Annotated in this window: 27 protein-coding genes and 1 tRNA gene; 12 read left to right on the top strand and 16 right to left on the bottom strand. The window is 68.4% G+C overall.

What is annotated here, in order from left to right; translation table 11 throughout:
• The first annotated feature begins 81 nt into the window (after positions 1–81).
• Positions 82–681: a DUF882 domain-containing protein gene (locus tag GSQ87_RS06340; RefSeq protein ID WP_158914374.1), complete on the top strand. Its 600-nt coding sequence runs from the start codon at positions 82–84 to the stop codon at positions 679–681.
• 140 nt (positions 682–821) lie between these two features.
• Here the strand turns inward: GSQ87_RS06340 and GSQ87_RS06335 are convergent, their stop codons facing one another.
• Positions 822–1,517 carry an NAD-dependent deacylase gene (locus tag GSQ87_RS06335; RefSeq protein ID WP_158914372.1) on the bottom strand — a complete coding sequence of 232 codons (696 nt, stop codon included), beginning with the start codon at positions 1,515–1,517 and terminating at the stop codon, positions 822–824.
• Between the two features lie 60 nt (positions 1,518–1,577).
• On the opposite strand from GSQ87_RS06335, the gene pseG reads away from it, so the two are divergent.
• Complete coding sequence (gene pseG / locus GSQ87_RS06330; protein ID WP_158914370.1) at positions 1,578–2,612, top strand: UDP-2,4-diacetamido-2,4,6-trideoxy-beta-L-altropyranose hydrolase; 1,035 nt, start codon at positions 1,578–1,580, stop codon at positions 2,610–2,612.
• A gap of 164 nt (positions 2,613–2,776) precedes the next feature.
• Here pseG and pseH read toward each other — a convergent pair whose 3' ends face one another.
• The 6 genes from pseH to GSQ87_RS06300 form a co-directional block, all read right to left on the bottom strand.
• A complete protein-coding gene (gene pseH, locus GSQ87_RS06325; RefSeq protein WP_158914368.1) occupies positions 2,777–3,349 on the bottom strand; it encodes a UDP-4-amino-4,6-dideoxy-N-acetyl-beta-L-altrosamine N-acetyltransferase in 573 nt (190 codons plus the stop codon).
• Positions 3,346–4,056 carry a cytidylyltransferase domain-containing protein gene (locus GSQ87_RS06320; RefSeq protein ID WP_158914366.1) on the bottom strand — a complete coding sequence of 237 codons (711 nt, stop codon included), beginning with the start codon at positions 4,054–4,056 and terminating at the stop codon, positions 3,346–3,348. The genes pseH and GSQ87_RS06320 overlap by 4 nt, the downstream gene beginning before the upstream one ends.
• Before the next feature lie 3 nt (positions 4,057–4,059).
• On the bottom strand, positions 4,060–4,743 hold the full coding sequence (locus GSQ87_RS06315) for a TPM domain-containing protein (protein WP_158914364.1): 684 nt from the start codon (positions 4,741–4,743) through the stop codon (positions 4,060–4,062).
• Positions 4,744–4,758: 15 nt separating this feature from the next.
• Positions 4,759–5,580 (bottom strand): YgcG family protein, encoded by an 822-nt coding sequence (locus tag GSQ87_RS06310; RefSeq protein ID WP_254062755.1) that lies wholly within the window; start codon positions 5,578–5,580, stop codon positions 4,759–4,761.
• A gap of 1 nt (position 5,581) precedes the next feature.
• The gene (locus tag GSQ87_RS06305) at positions 5,582–6,259 is read right to left on the bottom strand and encodes a LemA family protein (RefSeq protein ID WP_158914362.1); all 678 of its coding nucleotides are present in this window, start codon (positions 6,257–6,259) and stop codon (positions 5,582–5,584) included.
• A 203-nt stretch (positions 6,260–6,462) separates the two neighbouring features.
• A complete protein-coding gene (locus tag GSQ87_RS06300) occupies positions 6,463–6,774 on the bottom strand; it encodes an Mpo1-like protein (RefSeq protein WP_158914360.1) in 312 nt (103 codons plus the stop codon).
• 94 nt (positions 6,775–6,868) lie between these two features.
• On the opposite strand from GSQ87_RS06300, the gene ccmA reads away from it, so the two are divergent.
• From ccmA to sfsA, 3 genes are read left to right on the top strand one after another with little or no spacing between them, the layout of a single operon-like run.
• The gene (gene ccmA / locus GSQ87_RS06295; RefSeq protein ID WP_158914358.1) at positions 6,869–7,486 is read left to right on the top strand and encodes a heme ABC exporter ATP-binding protein CcmA; all 618 of its coding nucleotides are present in this window, start codon (positions 6,869–6,871) and stop codon (positions 7,484–7,486) included.
• A complete protein-coding gene (gene ccmB, locus GSQ87_RS06290; protein WP_158914356.1) occupies positions 7,483–8,148 on the top strand; it encodes a heme exporter protein CcmB in 666 nt (221 codons plus the stop codon). Before ccmA ends, ccmB begins: the two co-directional genes overlap by 4 nt.
• 11 nt (positions 8,149–8,159) lie before the next feature.
• Complete coding sequence (sfsA, locus tag GSQ87_RS06285; RefSeq protein WP_158914354.1) at positions 8,160–8,873, top strand: DNA/RNA nuclease SfsA; 714 nt, start codon at positions 8,160–8,162, stop codon at positions 8,871–8,873.
• Positions 8,874–8,902: 29 nt separating this feature from the next.
• On the opposite strand, the gene GSQ87_RS06280 is transcribed toward sfsA, so the two are convergent.
• Positions 8,903–9,325, bottom strand: coding sequence for a hypothetical protein (locus GSQ87_RS06280; protein WP_158914352.1), 423 nt, complete (start codon positions 9,323–9,325; stop codon positions 8,903–8,905).
• A gap of 371 nt (positions 9,326–9,696) precedes the next feature.
• On the opposite strand from GSQ87_RS06280, the gene map reads away from it, so the two are divergent.
• Positions 9,697–10,524, top strand: a complete 828-nt coding sequence (gene map, locus GSQ87_RS06275) for a type I methionyl aminopeptidase (RefSeq protein ID WP_158914350.1) — start codon at positions 9,697–9,699, stop codon at positions 10,522–10,524.
• Positions 10,525–10,631: 107 nt separating this feature from the next.
• Complete coding sequence (locus GSQ87_RS06270; protein WP_158914348.1) at positions 10,632–10,910, top strand: hypothetical protein; 279 nt, start codon at positions 10,632–10,634, stop codon at positions 10,908–10,910.
• Here the strand turns inward: GSQ87_RS06270 and GSQ87_RS06265 are convergent.
• From GSQ87_RS06265 to flbT, 5 genes are all read right to left on the bottom strand, one after another.
• A complete protein-coding gene (locus tag GSQ87_RS06265) occupies positions 10,900–11,526 on the bottom strand; it encodes a MarR family winged helix-turn-helix transcriptional regulator (RefSeq protein WP_158914346.1) in 627 nt (208 codons plus the stop codon). The two genes, GSQ87_RS06270 and GSQ87_RS06265, sit on opposite strands and share 11 nt — an antisense overlap.
• Positions 11,527–11,597: 71 nt before the next feature.
• Complete coding sequence (locus GSQ87_RS06260; protein ID WP_158914344.1) at positions 11,598–12,227, bottom strand: inner membrane-spanning protein YciB; 630 nt, start codon at positions 12,225–12,227, stop codon at positions 11,598–11,600.
• Complete coding sequence (ftsY, locus tag GSQ87_RS06255; RefSeq protein WP_158914342.1) at positions 12,224–13,183, bottom strand: signal recognition particle-docking protein FtsY; 960 nt, start codon at positions 13,181–13,183, stop codon at positions 12,224–12,226. The genes GSQ87_RS06260 and ftsY overlap by 4 nt, the downstream gene beginning before the upstream one ends.
• An 81-nt stretch (positions 13,184–13,264) precedes the next feature.
• Complete coding sequence (flaF, locus tag GSQ87_RS06250) at positions 13,265–13,630, bottom strand: flagellar biosynthesis regulator FlaF (RefSeq protein WP_158914340.1); 366 nt, start codon at positions 13,628–13,630, stop codon at positions 13,265–13,267.
• Positions 13,590–14,018 (bottom strand): flagellar biosynthesis repressor FlbT, encoded by a 429-nt coding sequence (gene flbT / locus GSQ87_RS06245; RefSeq protein WP_158914338.1) that lies wholly within the window; start codon positions 14,016–14,018, stop codon positions 13,590–13,592. Before flbT ends, flaF begins: the two co-directional genes overlap by 41 nt.
• Before the next feature lie 183 nt (positions 14,019–14,201).
• Between flbT and GSQ87_RS06240 the strand changes: the two genes are divergently transcribed.
• The 3 genes from GSQ87_RS06240 (at position 14,202) to GSQ87_RS06230 (ending at position 17,576) form a co-directional block, all read left to right on the top strand.
• Positions 14,202–15,929: a tetratricopeptide repeat protein gene (locus tag GSQ87_RS06240; RefSeq protein WP_158914336.1), complete on the top strand. Its 1,728-nt coding sequence runs from the start codon at positions 14,202–14,204 to the stop codon at positions 15,927–15,929.
• 130 nt (positions 15,930–16,059) lie between these two features.
• Entirely contained in the window at positions 16,060–17,376 is a 1,317-nt protein-coding gene (locus GSQ87_RS06235) for a hypothetical protein (protein WP_158914334.1), read from the top strand.
• Between the two features lie 59 nt (positions 17,377–17,435).
• Positions 17,436–17,576: a hypothetical protein gene (locus GSQ87_RS06230; RefSeq protein ID WP_158914332.1), complete on the top strand. Its 141-nt coding sequence runs from the start codon at positions 17,436–17,438 to the stop codon at positions 17,574–17,576.
• Between the two features lie 143 nt (positions 17,577–17,719).
• On the opposite strand, the gene GSQ87_RS06225 is transcribed toward GSQ87_RS06230, so the two are convergent.
• Positions 17,720–19,057: a dihydroorotase gene (locus tag GSQ87_RS06225; RefSeq protein ID WP_158914330.1), complete on the bottom strand. Its 1,338-nt coding sequence runs from the start codon at positions 19,055–19,057 to the stop codon at positions 17,720–17,722.
• 58 nt (positions 19,058–19,115) lie between these two features.
• Positions 19,116–19,436 (bottom strand): YggT family protein, encoded by a 321-nt coding sequence (locus GSQ87_RS06220; RefSeq protein WP_158914328.1) that lies wholly within the window; start codon positions 19,434–19,436, stop codon positions 19,116–19,118.
• 152 nt (positions 19,437–19,588) lie between these two features.
• On the opposite strand from GSQ87_RS06220, the gene GSQ87_RS06215 reads away from it, so the two are divergent.
• Positions 19,589–19,664 (top strand) — tRNA-Ala (locus GSQ87_RS06215).
• Positions 19,665–19,780: 116 nt separating this feature from the next.
• Here the strand turns inward: GSQ87_RS06215 and GSQ87_RS06210 are convergent.
• Entirely contained in the window at positions 19,781–20,404 is a 624-nt protein-coding gene (locus GSQ87_RS06210; RefSeq protein ID WP_158914326.1) for a DsbA family protein, read from the bottom strand.
• A gap of 248 nt (positions 20,405–20,652) precedes the next feature.
• On the opposite strand from GSQ87_RS06210, the gene GSQ87_RS06205 reads away from it, so the two are divergent.
• Entirely contained in the window at positions 20,653–21,753 is a 1,101-nt protein-coding gene (locus tag GSQ87_RS06205) for a pyridoxal phosphate-dependent aminotransferase (RefSeq protein ID WP_158914324.1), read from the top strand.
• Positions 21,754–21,766 lie beyond the last annotated feature (13 nt).

Here is a 21,766-nt window from a genome sequence, read left to right as displayed (position 1 = left end):
CCTGAGACATTCTGCCTCGTCGGCAAAAATGACCGACTCCCATAGTCAATTTCTGGGGCGCGGGTCCGCGTGAGAGTGAGTATGTACGCAAGACGCGAAATTCTTCGTCTTGGAGCTCTGGGCGGCGCAGCCGCCGCAGGCGTCGCTGCGCTTCCCTCGCGCGGGCTTTGCCACGGCTCCTACGCCGAAAGCTACTACGGGTCGCAGGCTTCCGTCGGCGGTTCGCTCCAGGCGGCGGTTCGCCAGGTCGCGGTGCACAACCTGCACACCGGCGAGTCGCTGGAGACCATCTACTTCGACAACGGCGCCTACGTGCCCGACGCCCTGGCCGCGATGAACCACGTGCTGCGCGATTTCCGCACCGGCGACGTCCACTTCATGGACCCGCGCGTGTTCGACCTGCTGCACACGCTGTCGACCACGGTGGAGAGCCGCGAGCCGTTCCAGATCATCTCCGGCTACCGCTCGCCGCACACCAACGAGATGCTGCACGAAGCCTCCTCGGGCGTGGCCAGCAACAGCTACCACATGCGCGGCATGGCCATCGACGTCCGCCTGCCCGACGTCCAGCTGGCCCACCTGCACAAGGCGGCCTTGGCGCTGCAACGCGGCGGCGTCGGCTACTACCCCACCTCGGACTTCATCCACGTGGACGTCGGCCCCGTTCGCCACTGGGGTTAAGGCTTGCGCCGTTCTGCGTGCTTCGAGACGCGGCTCACGCCGCTCCTCAGCATGACGAATGTTGTTGAAGTCCACCATCCTGAAGAGCCCCGAAGGGGCGTCTCGAAGGAGGCAGGGGCAGCCACCGCGCGACGTGACGATCAGCGGCCGCCCAGCACGTCCTCCACCCAGGCCGGCACCATCTCGCTCGCGACTCCATAGCGGCGCTCGTCGAAGGCGCGCGCGTTGTCGGAGGGGTCCAGGTTGATCTCGCAGGTGCGTATCCCCGCCCGCCGCGCCTCGCTGACGAACCCCGCCGCCGGATAGACCGAACCCGAGGTGCCGATGGCGACGAACAGGTCCGCCTCCTCCAGGGCGTCGTAGATCGCGTCCATCTCCAAGGGCGTCTCACCGAACCAGACCACGTGCGGGCGTAACCCCCCGCCACAGTCGGCGCACCGTGCGCCGCTCAGGTCGTCGCGCCAGTCGACCACGGCCTCACAGCCGGGACAGCGCGCCTTGAACAGCTCCCCATGCATGTGGACCACGTGCTGTGCGCCGGCCCGCTCGTGCAGATCGTCGATGTTCTGGGTGCAGAGGAACAGCCGCCCGCCCGTCTCCGCCAACCGCCGCTGCAGGTCCGCCAGGGCGAAGTGCGCCGCATTGGGCTGGGCCCCGCGCAGGTTGGCGCGGCGGGCGTCGTAGAAGGCGTTGACCTGGGCCGGATCGCGCTTGAACGCCTCCGGCGTGGCCAGCTTCGCTGGATCGAACCGCGTCCACAGCCCCGAGGTGTCGCGGAAGGTGCCAAGGCCGCTCTCGGCCGAGACCCCGGCGCCGGTGAGGACGAAGATGTTCATCGCCCCACGATAGCCTAGGCTCCGTCATCGACCACCCGGGATGATCGGCTATGAGGGCGCATGGCGCAGGCGGCTAGACCCAGAATCCTGTTCGCCCCGGCCTCCGGCGCGGGCGTGGGCGGCGGCCATGTGATGCGTGACCTGACACTGGCCATGGCGCTCCAGGAGCGGGGCGCGACGTGCGCCTTCGCCGTGGCGGAGAGCGGTCGGAAACTGATCGAGCGGTTCTCCAATGCCGACGCGGCATGGCCGCTGTTCGACCGTTCGGACGATCCGGCTTCGCTGGTCGAGGCGGCGGCGGCTTTCCAGGCTGGGGCGGTGGTGCTGGACGACTACGGTCTCGATGCAGGTCGCGTCGCAGCCCTGCGCGAGCGGATCCCGGTGCTGGTGGTGATCGACGATCTGGCCGACCGGACCTACGCCTGCGACCTGTTGATCGACCCCGGCCTCGGGCGCGACGAGGCGGACTACGCCGGGCGGGTTCCGCAGACTTGCCGGCTGGCGCTCGGCCCCGCCTACGCCCTGGTCCGCCCCGACGTGGCCACGCTGGCGCAAGCGGATGCAGGTTCCCATGCCGGCGAAGTGCGACGGGTGTTCGTCTCCTTCGGCCTCAGCGATGTGGATGGGATCGCCGCACGGGCGGTGCGCGTCCTGCGCCCCCTCGCACCGGCGGTCCATTTCGACGTGGCCCTGGCGAGCGACGCCGAAAGCCTCCCCACCCTGACGGCCATGGCCGAGGCGGACCCGGGCCTGCACATCCATCCCGACGCCCGCGAGGTGGCGGCGCTGATGCGGGCGGCGGACGTGGCGGTGGGGGCCGGCGGGTCCAGCACTTGGGAGCGTTGCGCGCTTGGCCTGCCGACGCTCGCCGCCATCGTCGCCGACAATCAGCGCGAGATGATCCGTAACCTGGCCGGCGCCGGCGTCCTGCTCGCCGCCGACACGGCCGATGCGGGCTTCGACAAGCGGTTCGCAGCGGCGTTTGGAGAGTTGTTGCGGCCCGAGGTTCGGCTGCACCTGTCGGCGGCCTCACGCGCGCTCTGCGACGGTCAGGGCGCGGGGCGGGCGGCGGACGCGATACTGGCGCTGATCTGAGAACGGCGGCGCCGAACTGCGTGCTTCGAGACGCCCCTTCGGGGCTCCTCAGCATGACGAATGTTGTGGGAGACACACTCGATAAGAGCGCGTCCATAAAACCTTCGTCATGCTGAGGAGCGCTCCAACGGAGCGCGTCTCGAAGCACGCACGCCGCCTCAACCTCACCCCTCGATGGACAGCGCCGACAGGTCGAAAGCCTTGCCCAGCCGCGCCTCGGCCCGCGCCTTGGCCTCGGGCCATTCGCGTCGCAGCAGGCCCAACCCCACCACGTCGCGCCAGACGCCGCCTTTGCGTACGTGATCGCGGTAGAGCGCCTCGCGGGTGAAGCCGAACGCCTCGTGCAGCCGCCAGACCCCGGCGTTCTCGATCAGCACCTCGCACCAGAGCTTGTTCAACTCCAACCGCTCGAACACGCAGCCCAGCACCAGATACTCCACGCAGGCGCCCACGCCCCGTCCCCGCGTCGACGGATCGGCGAGGTAGAAGGCCCACTCGCAGCGGCTGTCGGCCAGATCGATCCGCGCCAGGTTGGCGAGGCCCACCGGCGCGCCGTCCAGCTCGATGATCCAGAACCTGCGGTCGTCCGCCTCCAGGGCCGAGGCCAGCCAGCGGGCGTGCTCCTCGGGGCCGATGAGATGGTCGGAATACATGTAGGCGGCGATCTCGGAGGAATTGCGCCACGCCAGCACCCGTTCGCCATCCTGATGCGCCAGCCGCCGCAGATGGACGCTCACGCCGCCTCGACCGGATTGGGGATCGCCTGACCGGGATTGGCGGCCTGCCAGTCCAGCACGTCCTGCATGACGAAGTCCGGCTTGGCGGCGTAGAGCCCGTCGTAGACGGCGCTGGCGAAGGCGTAGTCCTGCGGCGTGTCCACCGTCCAGCGCCAGCGGAGCGGCGGGTCGTGGACGACCACCTCCACCCGGAACCGCTCGGGCCGGCGATAGATGAAGGGCGTGACGTGCTCGCGGTCGTAGGGGTCCTGGGTCTCGCTCCAGGCGGCGAGCAGGGCCGAGGTGCGGCAGACCTCAACGTCCAGCCCTTTGGGATAGGTGCCGTCCACCGAGTTGTGGGTGTAGTCCGCGTCACGCTCACGATGGCGGCGGATGCACAGGTCGATCACCTCGGGATCGGCCAGGGGGCAGTCGGCGGTCAGGCGCAGGAACTGCTCGGGATCGCCCTGCCAGCTCAGCGCCTGGCGGAAACGGTCCAGCACATCGTCCAGGTCGCCCCGGAACACCTCGACCCCAAGCCCCGCAACGTAGCCGACCAGCGGATCGTCGTCGGCGCGCGTGCTGGTGGCGACCAGGATGGCGGAAATGCCCTTCGCGCGCCGCAGCCGCTCGATCTGGCGGCCGATCATCGGCTCGCCCGCCAGGGGCATGAGCACCTTGCCCGGCAAGCGGGTGGAGCTCATGCGCGCCTGCAGGATCGCCAGCATGGCCTACAGCTCCAACAGGCGGTCGCTGATCGTGTTCTCGTGGGGGCCGGTCGAGGGGAAGTGCTCGGCCAGGGCGTCGCCGCACAGCTCAATCGCGCGGACATAGCCCGAGGCCGGATCGCCCCGCTTCATGCCGTCCTGCACCGCGGCGACGGCGGCGTTCCACACCTTGTCGCCTACCGCCTCATGGATGGCGTCGTCGGCCAGCAGTTCCACCCGCCGGTCGTGGCGCGAGGCGAAGATCACCACCCCCGTCCGCCCGGCCGCGACGTGCAGGCCGGTGGCCAGGAACTGCTGCAAGGCCGCGCGATGGACCCGGTGATGCTTCAAGGGGGTCGGCGTCAGCACGCGGCGGACCTGGGGGATGGAGACCAGCCCCGCCACCACCGCGAACAGGACCGCCTGGGCGACCACGAAGGCCTCCAGCGTCGGGGTCAGGGCGCTGCCGAGCGCGGAGGCGTGGCTGACGGTCCAGTCGTGGCGCCAGGGCGTCAGCACCGCCGGATCGACCCCCAGCATCAGCGCCGCCAGCGGGGCCAGCAAGGCGATCGCCGCCGCCCAGGCCAGTGGCACCTCGCGATAGTTGGAGACCTCGCCCGCCATGATGCAGACGATCTCGCCAGTGGTGCGCGCCTCGGCCGCGCCGACGGCTGCGGCGATGCGTTGGTGATCGGCTTCGCTAAGCATCGGCCTGTCCGCCCCTCACCAGCTGCCCGACGAGCCGCCGCCCCCGAAGGAGCCGCCCCCGCCGCCGCCAAAGCTGTCGCCGCCGCCCCCACCGCCGCCGCCCCAGTCGTCGTCGCGGTCGCGGCCGCCGAAAGCCCCGCCGAGGAACATCATCGGCAGCACCCAGCCCATGCCGCCGCCGCGCCGCCCGCCCCGCAGGAAGCCGCCGATCACAAATAGGATCAGCAGCAGCGAGAAGATCGACCCGATGGTCTCGTGATGGCGCGGGCGCGGACGTTTCACCGCCTGCGCGACCTGCTGCTTGGCGTCGGCGTCGCTGAGGCCAAGTTGCTGGACGATGGCATCGGTCCCCGCCGTGATCCCGCCGGGGATGTCGCCGTCGCGGAAGTGCGGCAGGACCTGGGTCTGCAGGATCACGCTCGACAGGGCGTCGGTCAGCACCGGCTCCAGACCGTAGCCGACCTCGATGCGGACCTTCTTCTCGCCGGGCACGACGATGAACAGGGCGCCGTCGTCCTTGCCCTTCTGGCCGATCCCCCAGGCGCGGCCGAGCTGGTAGCCGTAGTCCTCGATGTCGTCGCCCTGGAGCGAGGCCAGGGTGACGACGATGACCTGACGCCCGTTCTTCTGCTGAAGCGCGGCAAGCTTTTGGGTCAGGGCGGCGGTGATCTCGGGCGTCAGCACGTGCGCATTGTCCACCACCCGCCCGGTCAGGGGCGGGAAGGTCGGTGCGGCCATGGCCGGAACCGCGAACGCGAACAGCAGGGCGAAGGCGGCGAGCAGGCCCGCCGTCCAGGCGCCGAGCCCGCTCGCCCGCCGCTCGCGCAAGGAGATCACCCTACTGCGCCGTATTGGCCGCCGGGGCTGTGCTGACGGCAGGGGCTGCGGGCGGGGCTGCGTCGAAGCTCACCGAGGGAGCGTTCTGGGCGGTGTCGGTCGCCTGAAACAAAGCCATCGGCTTTTCGGCATGGTAAAGGGTCGAGGCCCAGAACACGCCAGGGAAGGTGTGCAGGGTGACGTTGTAGGCCTGCACCGCCTTGTTGTAGTCGCGCCGTGCGATGGTGATCCGGTTCTCGGTCCCCTCCAACTGCGATTGCAGGGCCAGGAAGTTCTGATCCGACTGAAGCTGGGGATAGCGTTCGCTGGCCACCAGCAGGTGGCTCAGCGCGCCGCTGAGGCCGTTCTGGGCGGCGGCGAACTTGCTGAGCTGGGCGGGGTCGTTGACGGCCGACGGGTCGACGTGGACCTGGGTGGCCGAGGCGCGCGCCTGGGTCACTTCCACCAGCACGCTCTTCTCCTGGGCGGCGTAGCCTTTGACAGTCGCCACCAGATTGGGGATCAGATCGGCGCGGCGCTGGTACTGCGCCTGCAGGTTGGCGAACTGGGTCTTGGCCTGCTCTTCGAGGGTGGGAATGGTGTTGACGCCGCAGCCGCCGAGCACCAGCGGAAATGCGAGAACGACGGCGATCCGAGAGAAACGACGCAAGTTGAGCCCCTTTGGCGATCTTCGAACCATCGTCATAGCAGGCGCGGCGCGCCGACGCACCTTAACGGTCGGTCACGTCGGTTGGCTCCCCTCGCGAACGCTCGTGCGTCCTTCGAGACGCCCCTTCGGGGCTCCTCAGGATGATATAGGTTGGGGGGACTGCAAAAACCTTCGTCATGCTGAGGAGCGGCGTGAGCCGCGTCTCGAAGCACGCAGACCCTCTCAGCGACACCTCACCAGCGCCGCCGACCCATCACCGTCTCGCCGAACAGGCGCAGATCGCCCATCAGGCTGAACAGCGGGTACTGAAAGGTCGCCGGCCGGTTCTTCTCGAAAAAGAAGTGCCCCGTCCAGGCGAAGCCGTAACCCATGATCGGCGCCGCCAGGGCGAAGCGCCAGTCCACCAGGATCGCCGCCAGCAGACAGGCGATCGCCAGGCTGGTCCCCACCACGTGCAGGCGGCGGCTCGTGCGGCTCACATGCTCGGTGAGATAGAAGGGATAGAAGTCCCGGAACGTCCGATATCGCTGGGCTGCATCGGTCATGGCGAAAACATGCGCTCCGACCGACCGGCGCGCAAGCAGGGCCGCCCGCCGACATCTGTTCGACGGCGGCGCGAATTGCTCTACAGGCGAGGTGATGATCTCGCGCCTGTCCATCGAGGCCCTGGCCCTTGTCCGCGGCGAGCGCCCGCTGTTCGACGGCTTCGACCTGACGGTGGAGGCGGGCGAGGCCGTGGCGCTGACCGGAGCCAATGGCGCGGGCAAGACCAGCCTGCTGCGCGCGGTGGCCGGACTGTTGCCGCCGGCGGCGGGACGGATCGTCTTCCATGACCCGAGCGGCCAGATCGACCCCGAAGAGGCGCGCGCCCGCGACCTGCACCTGCTCGGCCATCACGATGGGCTGAAACCCGGCCGCACGGCGGCGGAGGAACTGGACTTCTGGACCCGTTGGCTCGGCGGCATGGACGAAGGTCGCGCCCACGCGGTGCAGGCGCTGGAACTGGAGCCCCTGCTGGCGCTGGAGGTGCGCAAGCTGTCGTCCGGCCAGCGACGCCGCCTCGCCCTGGCCCGGCTGATCGCCGCCCCGCGCGGGCTATGGCTGCTGGACGAACCGCTGGCCCCGCTCGACGCCGCGCGCCGCACCCGTTTCGGCGCGTTGATGCGCGTGCACCTGGACGGCGGCGGCATGATCCTGGCGGCGGTGCACGATCCCCTGCCCGTCCCCACCCGCGCCGTCTCCCTGGGTCGGGCATGAGCGCGCTGACCGCCCTGTTCCGCCGCGAGCTGACCCTGGCGTGGGGACGCGGCGGCGGCCCGCTGTTCGCCGGCGCCTTCTATGTCGGGTTATCGACCCTGCTGCCGCTGGCCGAAGGGCCGTCGCCCCAGCGGCTGGCGGCGGTGGCGCCCGGCGCGGCGTTCGCGGCGCTCGCCCTGTCCTCGCTGCTGTCGTTGGAACGCCTGTTCGAGCGGGATTTCGAGGACGGGGCGCTCGACCTGCTCAGCCTGGGCACGACTCCGCTGGAGGCGGTGGCGGCGGTGAAGTGCGCCGCCCAGTGGGTGGGCAATGGGCTGCCGCTCGCGGTCCTGGCGCCCATCGTCTCCATCGCGCTGGGGGCGTCGCCGAGCCTGGCCGGCCTGACCGTGCTGACCGCCCTGCTCGGTGGGCTGGGGTTCGCCTTCGTCGGTGGGATCGGGGCGTCGCTGGCCTTGGGCGCGCGGCGCGGCGGAGTGCTGGTGGCGGTGATCGTGCTGCCGCTGTTCGCGCCCCTGGTGATCTTCGGCGCGGGCTCGGTCAGCGCCTTGGCCGGCGGGCTCGACTGGCGCTCCGGCCTGCTGTTCCTGACCGCCTACAGCCTGGCGGCCGCGGCGCTCGCGCCCTTCGCCATGGCCGCCGCCTGCCGCAACGCCCTGAGTTGACCCCGTAAGCCATGCGCCTGCCACCCCTGCACCGCGCGACCCTGTTGCGCCGCTACAAGCGGTTCCTCGCCGACGTGGTCTTCGACGACGGCCGCGAGGAAGTCGTCCATGTGCCCAATCCCGGCTCGATGCTGGGGATGGCCGATCCGGGCATGACGGTCTGGACCTCCCGCAGCGAGGCCAAGACCCGCAAGCTGCCGCACACGCTCGAACTGGTGGAGGCCGATGGCGCGCTGATCGGGGTCAACACCATGCTGCCCAACCGGCTGACGGCCGAGGCCCTGGCGCTGGGCCTGATTCCCGAGCTTGCAGGCTATGCCGAGGTGAGGGCCGAGGTGAAATACGGCGAGAAGAGCCGGGTGGACTTCCTGCTGTCCTCGCCCACCGCGCAATCGCGCAAGCCGCCGGCCTGGGTCGAGGTGAAGTCGGTGACTCTGTCGCGTCAAGCCGGCCTGGCGGAATGGCCGGACTGCGTATCCTCCCGCTCGGTCCAGCACCTGCGCGAACTGAGCGCGCGGCTCGCCGACGGCGACCGGGCGGTGCTGCTGTTCGTCGTCCAGCGTTCGGACTGCGATCGCTTCGCGGTGGCGGCGGACCTGGACCCAGCCTTCGCCACAGCTCTCGCCGGGGCGATAACAGCCGGCCTGGAAGTGCTGGTCTACGCCTGCAAGATGAGCACGGAGGAAATCGTCGTCGGCCGCCGCCTTCCCCACGGTGCGCCTTGACCGCGCCGTAGGGGCCAGAACGTCGGCGTCTAGTGCGGGCCGGCCGAGGTCACAGGCGGGGCCGACGACATCGGGGGAGCCGCCGCAGCACCGGGCGTGGTCGTGCCCGGCGTCATCCCGTTCGCGCCCGTTCCGTAGGTCGGAGGAATATTCATCCCCGCGCCCGGCACGTTGTTGGGCGAGGTGGCGCTCGTACCGGCTGTCGGGCCGCCGGCGTAGGGCGAACCGGCGGTGTTCTGGGTCCGCCCGCTCCGGGTCCTGGAACTGGGCGAAGAGCTCGTGGCGGCGCCGGGCATGTTGGAACCGGCTCCCGTGCCTGGAGAGGTCATGGCGCCGCCGCCCGACGCGGAGCCTGTGCTCGAAGTGGAGCTGGAGCCCGCCCCCGTCGTCTGCGCCTGGCCAACACTAGCTGTCAGCAGCAAAACAGTTCCGGCGATAATCAAAGTTCGCATCCCGGTGGTCCTTCGCATTATTTTTCCAATAGCTAAACTCGCCAAACCCTCTGCAAGTTTCAAAATCAACCACGGTTGGGATACGCTTTCCTCCTAAAGCCAAGCTCGCATCGATCCCCACCGCCTCGTTTGCTCGAAATTATCTTCCCATAGGCCGATGCGGCGGACGCTTTTGATTCGCACCCGGGCCGCTTTTGACGGCGGCCGCAAATAGAACGTCGATCCGCCCGTGCGCAGGCGGACAGGCGGCGGAGCGCCCTTTTGAAACGGCGCGGAAGTTCTATGTTAGTCTTGCGACATCGACCTCAACGCGATCCTAAGCGTGCTGCGCCCTCCCCGGCGTGGCGCGCCAGCGGACCAGAGACACGCCCATGACCCTCGACGCCCTCGCCGACATGCCTGTCCGCACCGGTGGGATAAAGATCCACACCGCCGAAGACTTCGCCGGCATGCGCTCCGCCGGCCGCCTGGCCGCCGAGTGCCTGGACATGCTGATCCCCCACGTCCAGCCGGGCGTCACCAGCGAGCACCTGGACGACCTCGCCCGCGAGTTCACCTTGGACCACGGCGCCCTGCCCGCCTGCCTGGGCTACCGGGGCTACACCAAGACCGTCTGCATCTCGGCCAACCACGTGGTCTGCCACGGCATTCCCGGACCCAAGCCGCTGCGCGAGGGCGACATCGTCAACATCGACGTGACCGTGATCAAGGACGGCTGGCACGGCGACACCAGCCGCATGTACGGGGTGGGCGAGGTCGCCGCCCGCGCCCGCCGCCTGGTCGACATCACCTATGAAGGTCTTGCGCGCGGCCTGGCGGCGATCAAGCCGGGCGCCACCCTGGGCGACATCGGCTACGCCATCCAGAGCTATGTCGAGGCCAACCGCTGCTCGGTGGTGCGCGACTTCTGCGGCCACGGGGTCGGGCGAGTGTTCCACGACAGCCCCAATGTGCTGCACTACGGCCGCCGGGGCGAAGGGGCCAAGCTGCAGGCCGGCATGTTCTTCACCGTCGAGCCGATGGTGAACCTCGGCAAGCCGGCGGTGAAGGTGCTGAGCGACGGCTGGACGGCGGTCACCCGTGACAAGTCGCTGTCGGCCCAGGCCGAGCATTCGATCGGCGTCACCGAGCATGGGGTGGAGATCTTCACCGCCTCGCCCACCGGCCTGTTCAAGCCGCACATCGCCGGCGGCGTCTAGGCGACAGAAACCGGCGTGAACGCCCATTCGTTTTCAAGGCGTTGACGCCGGGGTTCAGGGTCCCCACCCTTAAGCCCTGCTAGACGTGTTGAGTCGGAGGATGCGCCATGGTCGGCGCCCGCAGCCCTATCGGGACATCGCCTGTCCCCCAAACCACCGTCCCCGCGCGTAGCGGAGCCGTCAAAGCGGCGCAGAAGGCCTTCTTCCAGGCGGCGTTGAACGGGTCTTCGGCGGCCGCGCCTCAGGCGGCGATCGCCGCCGTCGCCCCGGTCGCGACCGTGGCCGCGACGCCCGTTCGCGCGAGCGTGAAGCCCCAGGCGCTGGACCCGAACAATCCGCCGAGCCGACCGCTCAGGCCCGGCTCGCTGCTCGACATCACGGTGTGACGATTTCGATCTTGGGCTGAGGCTGGGCTTCAGGCTCAGCCGTGGGCTCGGCCTGGAGCTTCAACTTCTTCTTTTTCTTGCCGGCCTTGTGCTTCTTGCCTCGGCCCTCCGCCTCGTCGTCATGGCGCTTGGCCTTCTTCTCGACCGCCGCGACATCGGGCAACAGGGCGACTTCGCCCGCCCGGGCCAGGCGGCGGAGCGCGTCGACGAAGGGTTCGCGCTTCTTGGCGCCGAGGAGTTCGAGGATACGCCGGTCGGCCGCCTCCACCCGCGGACGGGCGGCTTCCAGCACGGCGCGGCCCTCGGGGGTCAGGTTCACCGTATTGGCCCGCGCATCGGAGGCCGAACGCTCACGCACCAGATATCCCTTGGCGATCAGGCGGGCGGCCATGTCGGCCAGGGTCGAGCGGTCGATGCCGGTCGCGCGCACCAGATCGGTCTGGGTCAGGCCCTCCTGCGCGGCCACGGCGCTCAGCACCGCGTACTGCCGTTGGGTCAGGGAAACCGGGCCGGTCTCCACCGTATAGATGTCGAGGGCCAGCTGGAGCGCGCGATGCAGCAGATGGCTGGGCGAGCGATCCAGGGCGGGTACGGACGGGCGGTGCGTCTTGGGCATCGGATTCCTCCGACGCGGGACGATATCGATGTTGCGCGTCGATTTCACGACAATACGCAGCAGGCGGACGGCTATTCCTGCGTTTCGGCCAGCCGCACCGCCGCCTCGGCTGCCTGGGCGTCCTTCATCATGCCGGGAATCTGGGTGGCGGAGAACAACAGCGACAGGATCAGCAGCCCCGGAAAGCGGAACATCACCCACACCGCGTCGGGCTGAGTGCGCCAGATCACCTCGTTGGCCACGCCCATGACCAGGAAGAAGAAGCCGAACCGCAGGGTCAGCCGCCGCCAGCCCGCCTCGCTGAGCGCGATCGCCTGGCCCATCAGCAGCTTGATCGGACTGCGCCCCATGGCCCAGCCGCCCAGCATCGTCACCCCCAGCGCCACGTCGATGAAGGTGGTCTTCATCTTGATGATGCGCGGGTCGTGGAACACCAGGGTCAGGATGCCGAACACCAGCGCCGCCAGCCCCCAGATCAGCGGCGAAGGGGCGATCTTGCGCTCGATCACGAAGCCGACCACCAGCGCCGCCGCCGAGACCGCCACCAGCGCCCAGGTGCCGGTCAGCAGGTTATGGGTCACGAAGAAGGCGATCATGAAGGCCGCCGGCCCCGCATAGTCGATGGCCATGCGCACCCATGGGGTCGGATTGCCGGACTTCGGACCGGGCGACGGCGTCGTGGAGGGGGTGTCGGGGCTCATGCGTTTTCCTTGGGGCCGAGGCCGACGAGGGAGCGGGCGAAGGCTTCGGGGTCGAACGGCTGGAGATCGTCGATCCCCTCGCCCACCCCGATCAACTTCACCGGGGCGGAACTGGCCTCGGCCAGGGGCACCAGCACCCCGCCGCGCGCGGTGCCGTCCAGCTTGGTCATCACCAGGCCGGTGACGCCGGCGATCTTGGTGAACACCTCGACCTGGCTCATGGCGTTCTTGCCCACGGTGGCGTCGAGCACCAGCAGAGTCTCGTGGGGATAGGCCACGTCGATCTTCTTCAGCACGCGCACGATCTTGGCCAGCTCTTCCATCAGCCCGGTCTTGTTCTGCAAACGCCCGGCCGTGTCGATCAGCACCACGTCGAGCCCTTCGGCCTTGGCGCGCGTGACCGCCTCGAAAGCGAGGCCGGCGGCGTCGGAGCCCGGCGGCTTGATCAAGATCGGCGTCCCGGAGCGGTCGGCCCAGACCTGCAGCTGCTCGATGGCGGCGGCGCGGAAGGTGTCGCCGGCCGCGATCAGCACCTTGGCCCCACGCTCCTTGAGATCGGCGGCGATCTTGCCCAGCGTAGTGGTCTTGCCCGAACCGTTCACCCCCACCAGCAGCACCACATAGGGCTTGGGTCCCGCCAGCGGATCGAACCGGCCTGCGTGCGAGCGCAGCTCCTCGGCGATGGCGCCGGCGAGCGTCTCCTTGATCTCGGCGTCGGTGGCCATGCCGCCGAAGCGCTCGCGGGCGAAAGCCTCCACGATGCGGGCGCTGGCGTCCACGCCCAGGTCGGCCTGGATCAGCAGCTCTTCGAGTTCGTCCAGCGCCGCCTCGTCCAGCGCGCGCTTGGTGAAGGTGGAGACCACCTGGTCGGTGAACTGGCGCGAGGAGCGCTGCAGCCCGCTGGTCAGGCGCTGTAGCCAGCCGGTCTTGGGCTTGCCCGGATTTGGATCGGTCATGGCGCGCCTTTTAGCGGCGCGCCGGTCCGCGCGGTAGGGCGTGGCGAAACTGTCGCGATTTCGCGCTTACGCCGCCTCTGTCTAAGCGGCTTGGGCGGCCTGGGGGGTCAGACCCTGCATGATGATCCGGTTGACCTCGATCAGCAGGTCGTAGTTGCCCTGCTCACGGATCATCTGGCTGGTGTACTTGCTGACCCAGATGCTGAGCGAGATGATGTGGGCGCGCACCGCGTCCGGCAGGCGGTTGTCGGGACGGCCGCAATCGATCGCCAGCGTGGTCCATAGCCGCCGGTTCCAGTCCAGCGCCCCCACGCGGGTCTTGAAGTCGTGCCGCTCGGCCTGCTGCGCCGCGATCAGGGCGCGCGTCACCTCCGCGAAGAGGCGATACTCGGTGTCGCGCGGGCTCTCAGCCCGTTGCGCCGCTTGCTGGTAGGCCTGCAGAGACATGCTGCCCTAACCTCTCGTCTTCGTATTCGATCAACTTACGGCACAACATCAGGGCCTTGTAGTAATTACGGCCCAACACATGCTTAGAAATGGTTACGCATTCAGCTAGAATATCCGCATTCCGTATCACGCCCATGAATTCGTTCATACGCTGAGCGAACTCATCGAAGTAGTCCTTGGCGGCCGCCTCATCCAAATACATCATCATCACCGGGAAATAGACCCGGCGCGAGGGGGTGACCGCCTCCTCCAACTGCATGATGTCTTTCTCGCGGAGGACCGACGCCTTGTTCTGCAGGACCAGAACGCCGCGACGATCCCCATTCTGGACCACCGCCCCGTTCAGGACGAATTTCTCACCCGGTTTCAGCGACAGTTTGAGCGGCATTCTACCGTCTCCCAAAGCCGTCCAAGGCACTACGGAATCGCTAAACCTGGAACGCTGAACCCGACCTAAAGATTCATGGTTAACGTCTGGTTTAGCCGCCCCTAGCCCCTGCGGCGCGAGCGCACGGTTAGCAAACCCTTAAGCTTGGTGCCCTCTGATGGGCCGTGAACCCGACGGTGCAGGATGGCGCACGCAAACCCCTTACCCATCGGCGCCGACGCCCCCGTTCCGACGCCCCCTCGCGACCCGGTCGCCCGGTTGAACCTGGCGATGGCGGAGTTGAAGGCGCAGGCCGTCCTGCCGCTGCTGCAACAGGCCGCCGAGGCGCTCAGGGCCGAGCAGCACAAGGAGGCCGCCACCCTCACCCTGAAGGCTTTGGAGCTGGACGAGCGCAATGCGCTTGCCTGGCACCTGCTGGCCATCTGCCGGGAGAAGAGCGGCGACTTCGAAGACGCCATGGCCTGCTACAAGGCTGCGGTCGAGCTGAACCCGGACGACTGCGATATCGCCAACGACATCGGCCGACTGGCCTACCAGATGAACCGGCACGAGCTGGCGGAGCAGTTCTTCCGCATCGTGCTGGCGAAAAAGCCCGAGTTCGTCGACGGCTACAACAACCTGGCCTGCGCCCTGCGGGGCCAGATGCGCTACGACGAGGCGCTGGGGGTGCTCAAGAGCGCCCTCAACGCCCATCCCGATCACGCCATGCTGTGGAACACGCTGGGCACCGTCCTCAACGAGCAGGGCGAGATCGAGCAGGCCGCGATCTTCTACGCCGAGGCCCTGCGCCTGGACCCAGGTCTGGCCAAGGCGCGCTATAACCTGGCCAATGTCCGGCTGGCCCTGGGCGACGCCCACGGGGCGCTGGAAGACTGCGCCCTCGCCCTGGAGCCCACGGCGCTGGAAAGCGAGCGGGCGACCATCCAGTTCGCCCAGGCCACGATGTTCCTGGCGGCGGGCGAGCTGGAGCTGGGTTGGCGGACCTACGCCGCGCGCCTGGACCCCGGCTATAGCGAGGTGCTGTTCCACGCCATCGACCGCCCCGGCTGGACGGCCGGCGCGGACCTGCGGGGCCGCACCCTGGTGCTCATCGGCGAACAGGGCCTGGGCGACGAGGTGCTGTTCGCCAACGTCGTGCCCGACGTGATCGAGGCGCTGGGCCCCGAAGGCGTGCTGTGGCTGGCGGTCGAGCCGCGCCTGGTCGAGCTGTTCCAGCGGTCCTTCCCGACGGCCAGGGTGACGGCCCACGCCACCTACACCATCGGCCTGCGCTCCGTGCGTGCGGTGCATGCGCTCCAGGACGTTCCCCCGGTCGATCTGTGGGCGCCGCTGGCCTGCGTGCTCGAGCAGTACCGCAAAGACGTCGCGGCCTTCCCCGACCGCCGCGCCTTCCTCCACCCCGATCCCCAGCGAATCGCCCACTGGCGCGCCGTGCTGGACGCGGAGGCCCCGGGTCGCCGCATCGGGCTGGTGTGGAAGAGCTTGAAGATCAACGCCGCGCGGTCGCGCTTCTTTTCGCCGTTCGACGCCTGGGCGCCGGTGCTGCGTACGCCGGGTGCGACCTTGGTGAACCTGCAGTATGGCGAATGCGGCTCCGAACTCGCCCGCGCCTACGAACAGACCGGCGTGCGGATCTGGACCCCGCCCGGCATCGACCTGAAGGACGACCTGGAGGACGTGGCGGCGCTATGCTGCGCGCTGGACCTGGTGATCGGACCGCCCAACGCCACCACCAACCTGGCCGCCGCCAGCGGCGCGCCGACCTGGTTCATCTCCACCCCCGGCGCGTGGCCGATGCTGGGGACCGACCACTATCCCTGGTATCCGTCGGCGCGGGTGTTCCTGCCCGCCAGCTTCAACCGCTGGGAACCGGTCATGGCCGAGATCGCGCAAGCGCTCGCACAGGGTTGAACCACCCGGTCGCCAACCGATTTTGGAAGCGTCGCTGCGGCGAGCCGCCTCACCTCGCCTTGACCCCGGCGGCGGGTGCGGGCTTATGTCGCCGCCAAAGAAAATTTCAAGCAGACGAGGAGACACCTGGATGAGACGCTTGACGATGGCGTTGGCCGCGATGGCCGCGCTTGCGATGGGCTCGGCTCCCCTCGCCGCCCACGCCGCCGACGCCAAGAAGGCCGAGATCACCAAGGACCAGCGCGACAAGGGCATGAAGGCCGCTCCCGCCGTCGCCAAGGCCGCCGGCCTGTCGTGCAACGTTTCCGACGCCTATTTCATCGGCAGCTCCAAGGATAAGCAGGACATCTACGAGGTCGCCTGCTCGGAGGGTCTCGGCTACATCCTGCTGGCCCAGGGCACGACGGTTAAGGCCTACGACTGCCTGGCCACCAAGTCCCAGCCCACCCTGACCTGCAAGCTGCCCGGCAACGCCAATGCGGCGGCGGGGCTGAAGCCGATCGTGGCCCAGGCCGGCATGACCTGCACGCCCAAGGACGCCCGCTATGTCGGCGCCAACGCCACGACCACCGTCTACGAGGTCGCCTGCCAGGAAGGCTCCGGCTTCATCCTGCAGACGCCCGCGCCCGGCGCCGCCGCGGCGGCGACCGTGGCCGAGCCCTGCGCCGCCACCATGGGCCAGGGCAACATGGAGTGCACCCTGACCTCCAAGGACCAGGTGATGGCCTACATCAACGGCTTGGTCGCCAAGTCCGGCCACCAGTGCCAGGTCTCCGGCACCCACTACATCGGCGCCGACAAGACCAGCGGCGACGCCTATTACGAGGTCGGCTGCGGCTCCCAGGCGGGCTTCGTCCTGGATACGGACAAGACCGGCGCCTACAAGAACGTCATCAGCTGCGCCCAGGCGGCCGGCCTCGGCGGCTGCACCCTGACCGACACCACCAAGGTCGCCACCGAAGAAGTCGCCACCTACACCAAGCTGGCCAAGTCCGGCGGCTATAACTGCGACGTGACCAAGTACCGCCCGATCGGCATGACCGACGCCAAGGACGAGGTGGTCGAACTCGCCTGCTCCAACCGTCCCGACGGCACCGTGGCGGTGTTCCCCTCGGCGGGCGACGGCAAGGCCCGGTTCGTCGACTGCGTGAGAGCCGGCCAGTTCGGCCCCAACGGCGCCTGTAAGCTGACGGACCTCGCGCCGATCTACGCCAAGTACAGCGCCGGCCTGGCCGCCAAGGGCCGGTCGAGCTGCAAGGTGTCCGGCGCCCGCTTCCTGGGCTCCACCAAGGCCGGCACCGATTACATCGAGACCGCGTGTTCGGACGGCAATCCGGGCTGGGTGCTCGAAATGACCCAGAGCGACAGCGTGCAGACGCTGCTGAGCTGTGGTCAGGCCGCCGGCGCCGGGCTGCCCTGCCAGCTGCCGACCAATATGAAGAAGTAGGGCTCGCGCCTTATCGTAGCTCTACGGCCCGCGGGTTCGCCCCGCGGGCCGTTTTGTTTTTGAGGCGTTATCGCGCCGGATGGACGACGCCGTATCCCCGCCGCCCCGATCCCATCCCGCGCTTCTTCATCGAGGGCGCCCACATCCAGAACGTGGCGTTCAACGTGTTCGAGGCGGTGGAGGTCGGGAAGGGAATTTAAGGCTGGACGAAGTGGGTCCTTCGAGACGCCCCTCCGGGGCTCCTCAGGATGACGTAGGTTTTTGCAATCCACCAAGTTTCGTCATGCTGAGGAGCGCGAATCGCGTCTCGAAGCACGCAGCGCGCGCCGCAACTCAGCGCGCCTCACCCCGCGCCCAAGGTCTCTTGGAAGCGCACCGGCCGGCCCAGCGACGGCGCCACGATCTCGTCGTCGCGCATCACCACCCGGCCGCGGATGATAGTGGCCTTGGGCCAGCCCACGACCTCCATGCCGTCGAACGGCGTCCAGCCCGAGCGCGTGGCCATGTCGGCGTGGCGCAGGGTGCGCTTCGCCTTCAGGTCCACCACCGTCAGGTCGGCGTCGTAGCCCACTGTCATCCGCCCCTTGCCGGCGGTGCCGAACACCCGCTGGGCGCCGCCGCTGGTCAGGTCCACCAGCCGCTCCAGGCTCATCCGCCCGGCCGCCACATGGGTCAGCATCACCGGCAGCAGGGTCTGCACCCCCGGCATGCCCGAGGGCGAGGCCGGATAGGGCCGCGCCTTCTCCTCCAGCGTATGGGGCGCATGATCGGAGCCCAGCACGTCGGCCACCCCCTGCACGATCCCCTTCCACAGGCCGGCGACGTGGCGGGCCTCGCGGATCGGCGGGTTCATCTGGGCCAGCCCCTTCAGCCGCTCATAGGCTTCGGGGCCGATCAGGGTCAGGTGTTGGGGCGTGACCTCGACGGTGGCGACATCCTTCTGGTCGGCCAGGAACTCGATCTCCTCCGCCGTGGTCACGTGCAGCACGTGGATGCGCTTGCCCTGCTCGCGCGCCAGCCGCACCAGGCGGTGGGTGGAGCGGATGGCGCTCTCGGCGTCGCGCACCTCGGGATGGCTGGTCCAGTCGCCCTGGCGCGCCAGGGGCCGGCGCTCCTCGAGCCGGTATTCGTCCTCTGAATGGAAGGTGGCGCGCCGCTGCACGTGGCGCAGCACCTCGGCCACGCCCGCATCGTCAGCCACCAGCAGGGTGCCGGTGGAGGCGCCCATGAACACCTTCACCCCACAGCAACCCGGAAGCCGTTCCAGCTCGCCCAGCAAGTGCGCGTTCTCGTGGGTGCCGCCGACATAGAAGGCGTGGTCGCAATGCATCCGCCCGTGCGCGCGGGCCAGCTTGTCCTCCAGCGCCGCCGGATCGGTGGTGGTCGGCTGGGTGTTGGGCATCTCGAACACCGCCACGACCCCGCCCAGCACCGCCGCGCGCGAGCCGGTCTCCAGGTCTTCCTTCCACTCCAGTCCCGGTTCGCGGAAGTGGACCTGGGTGTCGATCACGCCGGGCAGCACGGTCAGGCCGGTGGCGTCGAACACCTCCCCGGCCGAGGCCTGGGACAGCTCGCCGATCTTCGCGATGCGTCCCTCGCGCACGCCGACGTCGGCCAGCCCGCGTCCGGCGTGGTTCACCACCTCGCCGCCGCGCACGATCAGGTCATAGGTCTCAGACATGGTGGGCCTCAGGCAAAAGGGCTTCCGATTCCAAGCCGCCCGACGAACCCATCGGACGTCAGTAGGCCAGTCCCGGCGCTCCATAGGCCATCGGGGCCACGAAGCCATCCACCACCATGCGGATCGCCTGCAGCAACAGCAACAGGATGATCGGGCTGATGTCGATGCCGCCCAGGTTGGGCAGTATCCGCCGGATCGGGCGCAACAGGGGCTCGGTCATGGCGTCCAGCGCTCGCACGATCCGGTAGATGCTCGGATTGCGCAGGTTGATGACGTCGAACGCCACCAGCCAACTCAGGATCGCCGAGATGATGACGAGGAAGATGGCCAGGCTGATCAGGCTGTCGAACAGAAAGAGCAGCGCGCGGACGATCGGCATGGGAGTCTCCTAGGTAAAGGCTGTTTGCCTGCGTTCTTCGCCGCACTCAAGCTTGCCGAAGCCTCGAACCGACGCTTGACAGGATGCGCACGAGCAGACTTATGTCCCGCCCTCGCCGCGGGCCCTTTCGGGTCCTCGGTGGAACCTGTTCCGGGGCCGTAGCTCAGTTGGTAGAGCGCCTCGTTCGCAATGAGGAGGTCAGGGGTTCGACTCCCCTCGGCTCCACCAGGAACAGCTTCCAGGCCTTCGGCCGCCAAGGGGATTAGCGGCGCTCCACAGAAACATGCGGAGCACTGTTGCACAGGGGCCTGCTGCACAAACCGCCAACCTCGCCGGCTAGGCGCTCACGCCCTGTCGTGTCGGGCGGCGGCGACGACCGAAGGGAAATCGATCTGGGATGTGGGCTGGGGCAGCATACGGCCACGCAGGATGAAGGTCGGCGTCCCAGGCACATGGATGGTCTGGGCCAAGGCGAGATTGGAAGCGATCTCCCTGGAAATCTCGGGCGCGTTCATGTCCTTGCGCAGTTGCGTGACATTGAGTCCGACGTCGTGGGCGACGCCATAGATCACCGCCTCGTTCAGGCCGCCCCGATAGGACAGCAGGGCTTGATGGTAGGCGGCGTACCTGCCCTGCTTCACCGCGGCGAGCGCGACCTTGCTGGCGATCGCAGATTGCGGGGAAAGCACAGGGAATTCCTTGACGATGAGCTTCACGCCGTGATCGGCTTTGAGAAGCTGCTCCACCCGAGGTTCGGTCGCCTTGCAGGTCGGGCACGCATAGTCGAAAAATTCTACGATCGTGACATCCCCATGGGGATTGCCAAGCACCTGGGTTTGCGGATCGTGGAAAAGCGCGCTGGCGTTTTTCGTGATCGCCGGATCGCCAGGCAATCCTGCCGCAACAGCCGCGACGGTCGCGAACCCGACCAAGGCCAGCGCGCAGGACGATAAGGCGACGGTGGCCAAGCGAGCAATATTGGTATGAGGTTTGTGGCTCACCGTGTAGCTCCATAACTAGGTCAGACAGCTTGGCCGATGGCCGGCGCTGTCACGCCATGCGGCCAACCGGTTCGTCTGCTGCACGGTGTTCGTCGCTGCAGGTCCCGCCGTTACAGGTTCCGGACAAGCCCCTCCGCCTCCCCCTCTTCAGGGGGGTGGATAGACGGGCGGCGTTGCGATGAAATCCGGCCTGCAATCTGAAGAGGGGCTCGCCCGTGCGCTATGTCCGCATGCCGATCGAAGTGGAATCTCCCGAGGAGTACGGCTACGGGAACATCCGCAACAACCTGTCGGAAAGCTCGATCACCGACCAGAGTCTGTCGAGCCTGGGGCTGAAGATCCCCGACCTGACCCTGCTCTACAACGAGCACCGGGGCAGTCCCCTGTTGCGCAAGCTGATCGTCGAGGGAAGCCACGGATTGTCGGCGGACGATGTGCTGGTCACCGCCGGCGCGGCGGGGGCGCTGTTCATCATCGCCACCTCGCTGCTGTCGGCCGAGGACCACCTGGTGGTGGTGCGCCCCAACTACGCCACCAACCTCGAGACGCCCCGGGCCATCGGCTGCGCCATCACCTTCGTCGATCTCGATTTCGACCGGGGCTTCAAGGTCGACTTCGCCGCGCTGGAGGCGGCGATCACGCCGAAGACCAGGATCGTCAGCGTCACCTGCCCGCACAATCCCACCGGCGTGGTGTTCAGCGAAGCCGAGCTGAAGCGTCTGGTCGAACTGGCCAAGAAGCACGGCTGCTATCTGGTGGTGGACGAGACCTACCGCGACCTGTCCCTCGGCGCGATGTTGCCGCTAGGGGCCTCGCTGGGCTCGCATGTCATCAGCGTGTCGTCACTGTCGAAGGCCTACGGCGTGCCGGGCATCCGGCTGGGCTGGCTGATCACCCGGGACCCGGCCCTACAGGAGCTCTTCCTGGCCGCCAAGGAGCAGATCAGCATCTGCGGCAGCGTCATCCACGAATGGATCGCCGAGCAGATCCTGGCCAACCGCGAAGCCATCCTGACCCCCACCCTCGACGAGATGCGCCGTCGCCTGGCCCTGGTCAGCGACTGGATCGCGGGCGAGGAGCTACTGGAATGGGTCCCGCCCTCCGGCGGGGTGGTCTGCTTCCCCCGCATGCGCGTCGAGCCGCCGGGCGGCGTCGACGCCTTCTACCGCCGGCTGCTGGAACAGCACGGAACCTATCTGGGGCCCGGCCACTGGTTCGAGATGCCGGACACCTATTTCCGCCTCGGCTACGGCTGGCCGACCTACCAGGAGCTGGAGGCAGGTCTCCAGGGCGTCTCCAAGGCGCTGCGGGGCTGACGCGGGGCCCTCG

The organism is Caulobacter sp. S45, assembly GCF_009765965.1.
Lineage (GTDB): Bacteria > Pseudomonadota > Alphaproteobacteria > Caulobacterales > Caulobacteraceae > CAHJWH01.
The sequence above is the reverse complement of the archived record's forward strand: the minus strand, read 5'-3'. Positions and strand labels throughout refer to the sequence as shown.

Bases quoted from the DNA above. Each gene is read 5' to 3' on its own strand.
- GSQ87_RS06340 (WP_158914374.1), top strand. From the start codon at position 82: ATGTACGCAAGACGCGAAATTCTTCGTCTTGGAGCTCTGGGCGGCGCA.
- GSQ87_RS06335 (WP_158914372.1), bottom strand. From the start codon at position 1,517: ATGAACATCTTCGTCCTCACCGGCGCCGGGGTCTCGGCCGAGAGCGGC.
- pseG (WP_158914370.1), top strand. From the start codon at position 1,578: ATGGCGCAGGCGGCTAGACCCAGAATCCTGTTCGCCCCGGCCTCCGGC.
- GSQ87_RS06320 (WP_158914366.1), bottom strand. From the start codon at position 4,056: ATGCTGGCGATCCTGCAGGCGCGCATGAGCTCCACCCGCTTGCCGGGC.
- GSQ87_RS06315 (WP_158914364.1), bottom strand. From the start codon at position 4,743: ATGCTTAGCGAAGCCGATCACCAACGCATCGCCGCAGCCGTCGGCGCG.
- GSQ87_RS06305 (WP_158914362.1), bottom strand. From the start codon at position 6,259: ATGGTTCGAAGATCGCCAAAGGGGCTCAACTTGCGTCGTTTCTCTCGG.
- GSQ87_RS06300 (WP_158914360.1), bottom strand. From the start codon at position 6,774: ATGACCGATGCAGCCCAGCGATATCGGACGTTCCGGGACTTCTATCCC.
- ccmA (WP_158914358.1), top strand. From the start codon at position 6,869: ATGATCTCGCGCCTGTCCATCGAGGCCCTGGCCCTTGTCCGCGGCGAG.
- ccmB (WP_158914356.1), top strand. From the start codon at position 7,483: ATGAGCGCGCTGACCGCCCTGTTCCGCCGCGAGCTGACCCTGGCGTGG.
- sfsA (WP_158914354.1), top strand. From the start codon at position 8,160: ATGCGCCTGCCACCCCTGCACCGCGCGACCCTGTTGCGCCGCTACAAG.
- GSQ87_RS06280 (WP_158914352.1), bottom strand. From the start codon at position 9,325: ATGCGAACTTTGATTATCGCCGGAACTGTTTTGCTGCTGACAGCTAGT.
- map (WP_158914350.1), top strand. From the start codon at position 9,697: ATGACCCTCGACGCCCTCGCCGACATGCCTGTCCGCACCGGTGGGATA.
- GSQ87_RS06270 (WP_158914348.1), top strand. From the start codon at position 10,632: ATGGTCGGCGCCCGCAGCCCTATCGGGACATCGCCTGTCCCCCAAACC.
- GSQ87_RS06265 (WP_158914346.1), bottom strand. From the start codon at position 11,526: ATGCCCAAGACGCACCGCCCGTCCGTACCCGCCCTGGATCGCTCGCCC.
- GSQ87_RS06260 (WP_158914344.1), bottom strand. From the start codon at position 12,227: ATGAGCCCCGACACCCCCTCCACGACGCCGTCGCCCGGTCCGAAGTCC.
- ftsY (WP_158914342.1), bottom strand. From the start codon at position 13,183: ATGACCGATCCAAATCCGGGCAAGCCCAAGACCGGCTGGCTACAGCGC.
- flaF (WP_158914340.1), bottom strand. From the start codon at position 13,630: ATGTCTCTGCAGGCCTACCAGCAAGCGGCGCAACGGGCTGAGAGCCCG.
- flbT (WP_158914338.1), bottom strand. From the start codon at position 14,018: ATGCCGCTCAAACTGTCGCTGAAACCGGGTGAGAAATTCGTCCTGAAC.
- GSQ87_RS06240 (WP_158914336.1), top strand. From the start codon at position 14,202: ATGGCGCACGCAAACCCCTTACCCATCGGCGCCGACGCCCCCGTTCCG.
- GSQ87_RS06235 (WP_158914334.1), top strand. From the start codon at position 16,060: ATGAGACGCTTGACGATGGCGTTGGCCGCGATGGCCGCGCTTGCGATG.
- GSQ87_RS06225 (WP_158914330.1), bottom strand. From the start codon at position 19,057: ATGTCTGAGACCTATGACCTGATCGTGCGCGGCGGCGAGGTGGTGAAC.
- GSQ87_RS06220 (WP_158914328.1), bottom strand. From the start codon at position 19,436: ATGCCGATCGTCCGCGCGCTGCTCTTTCTGTTCGACAGCCTGATCAGC.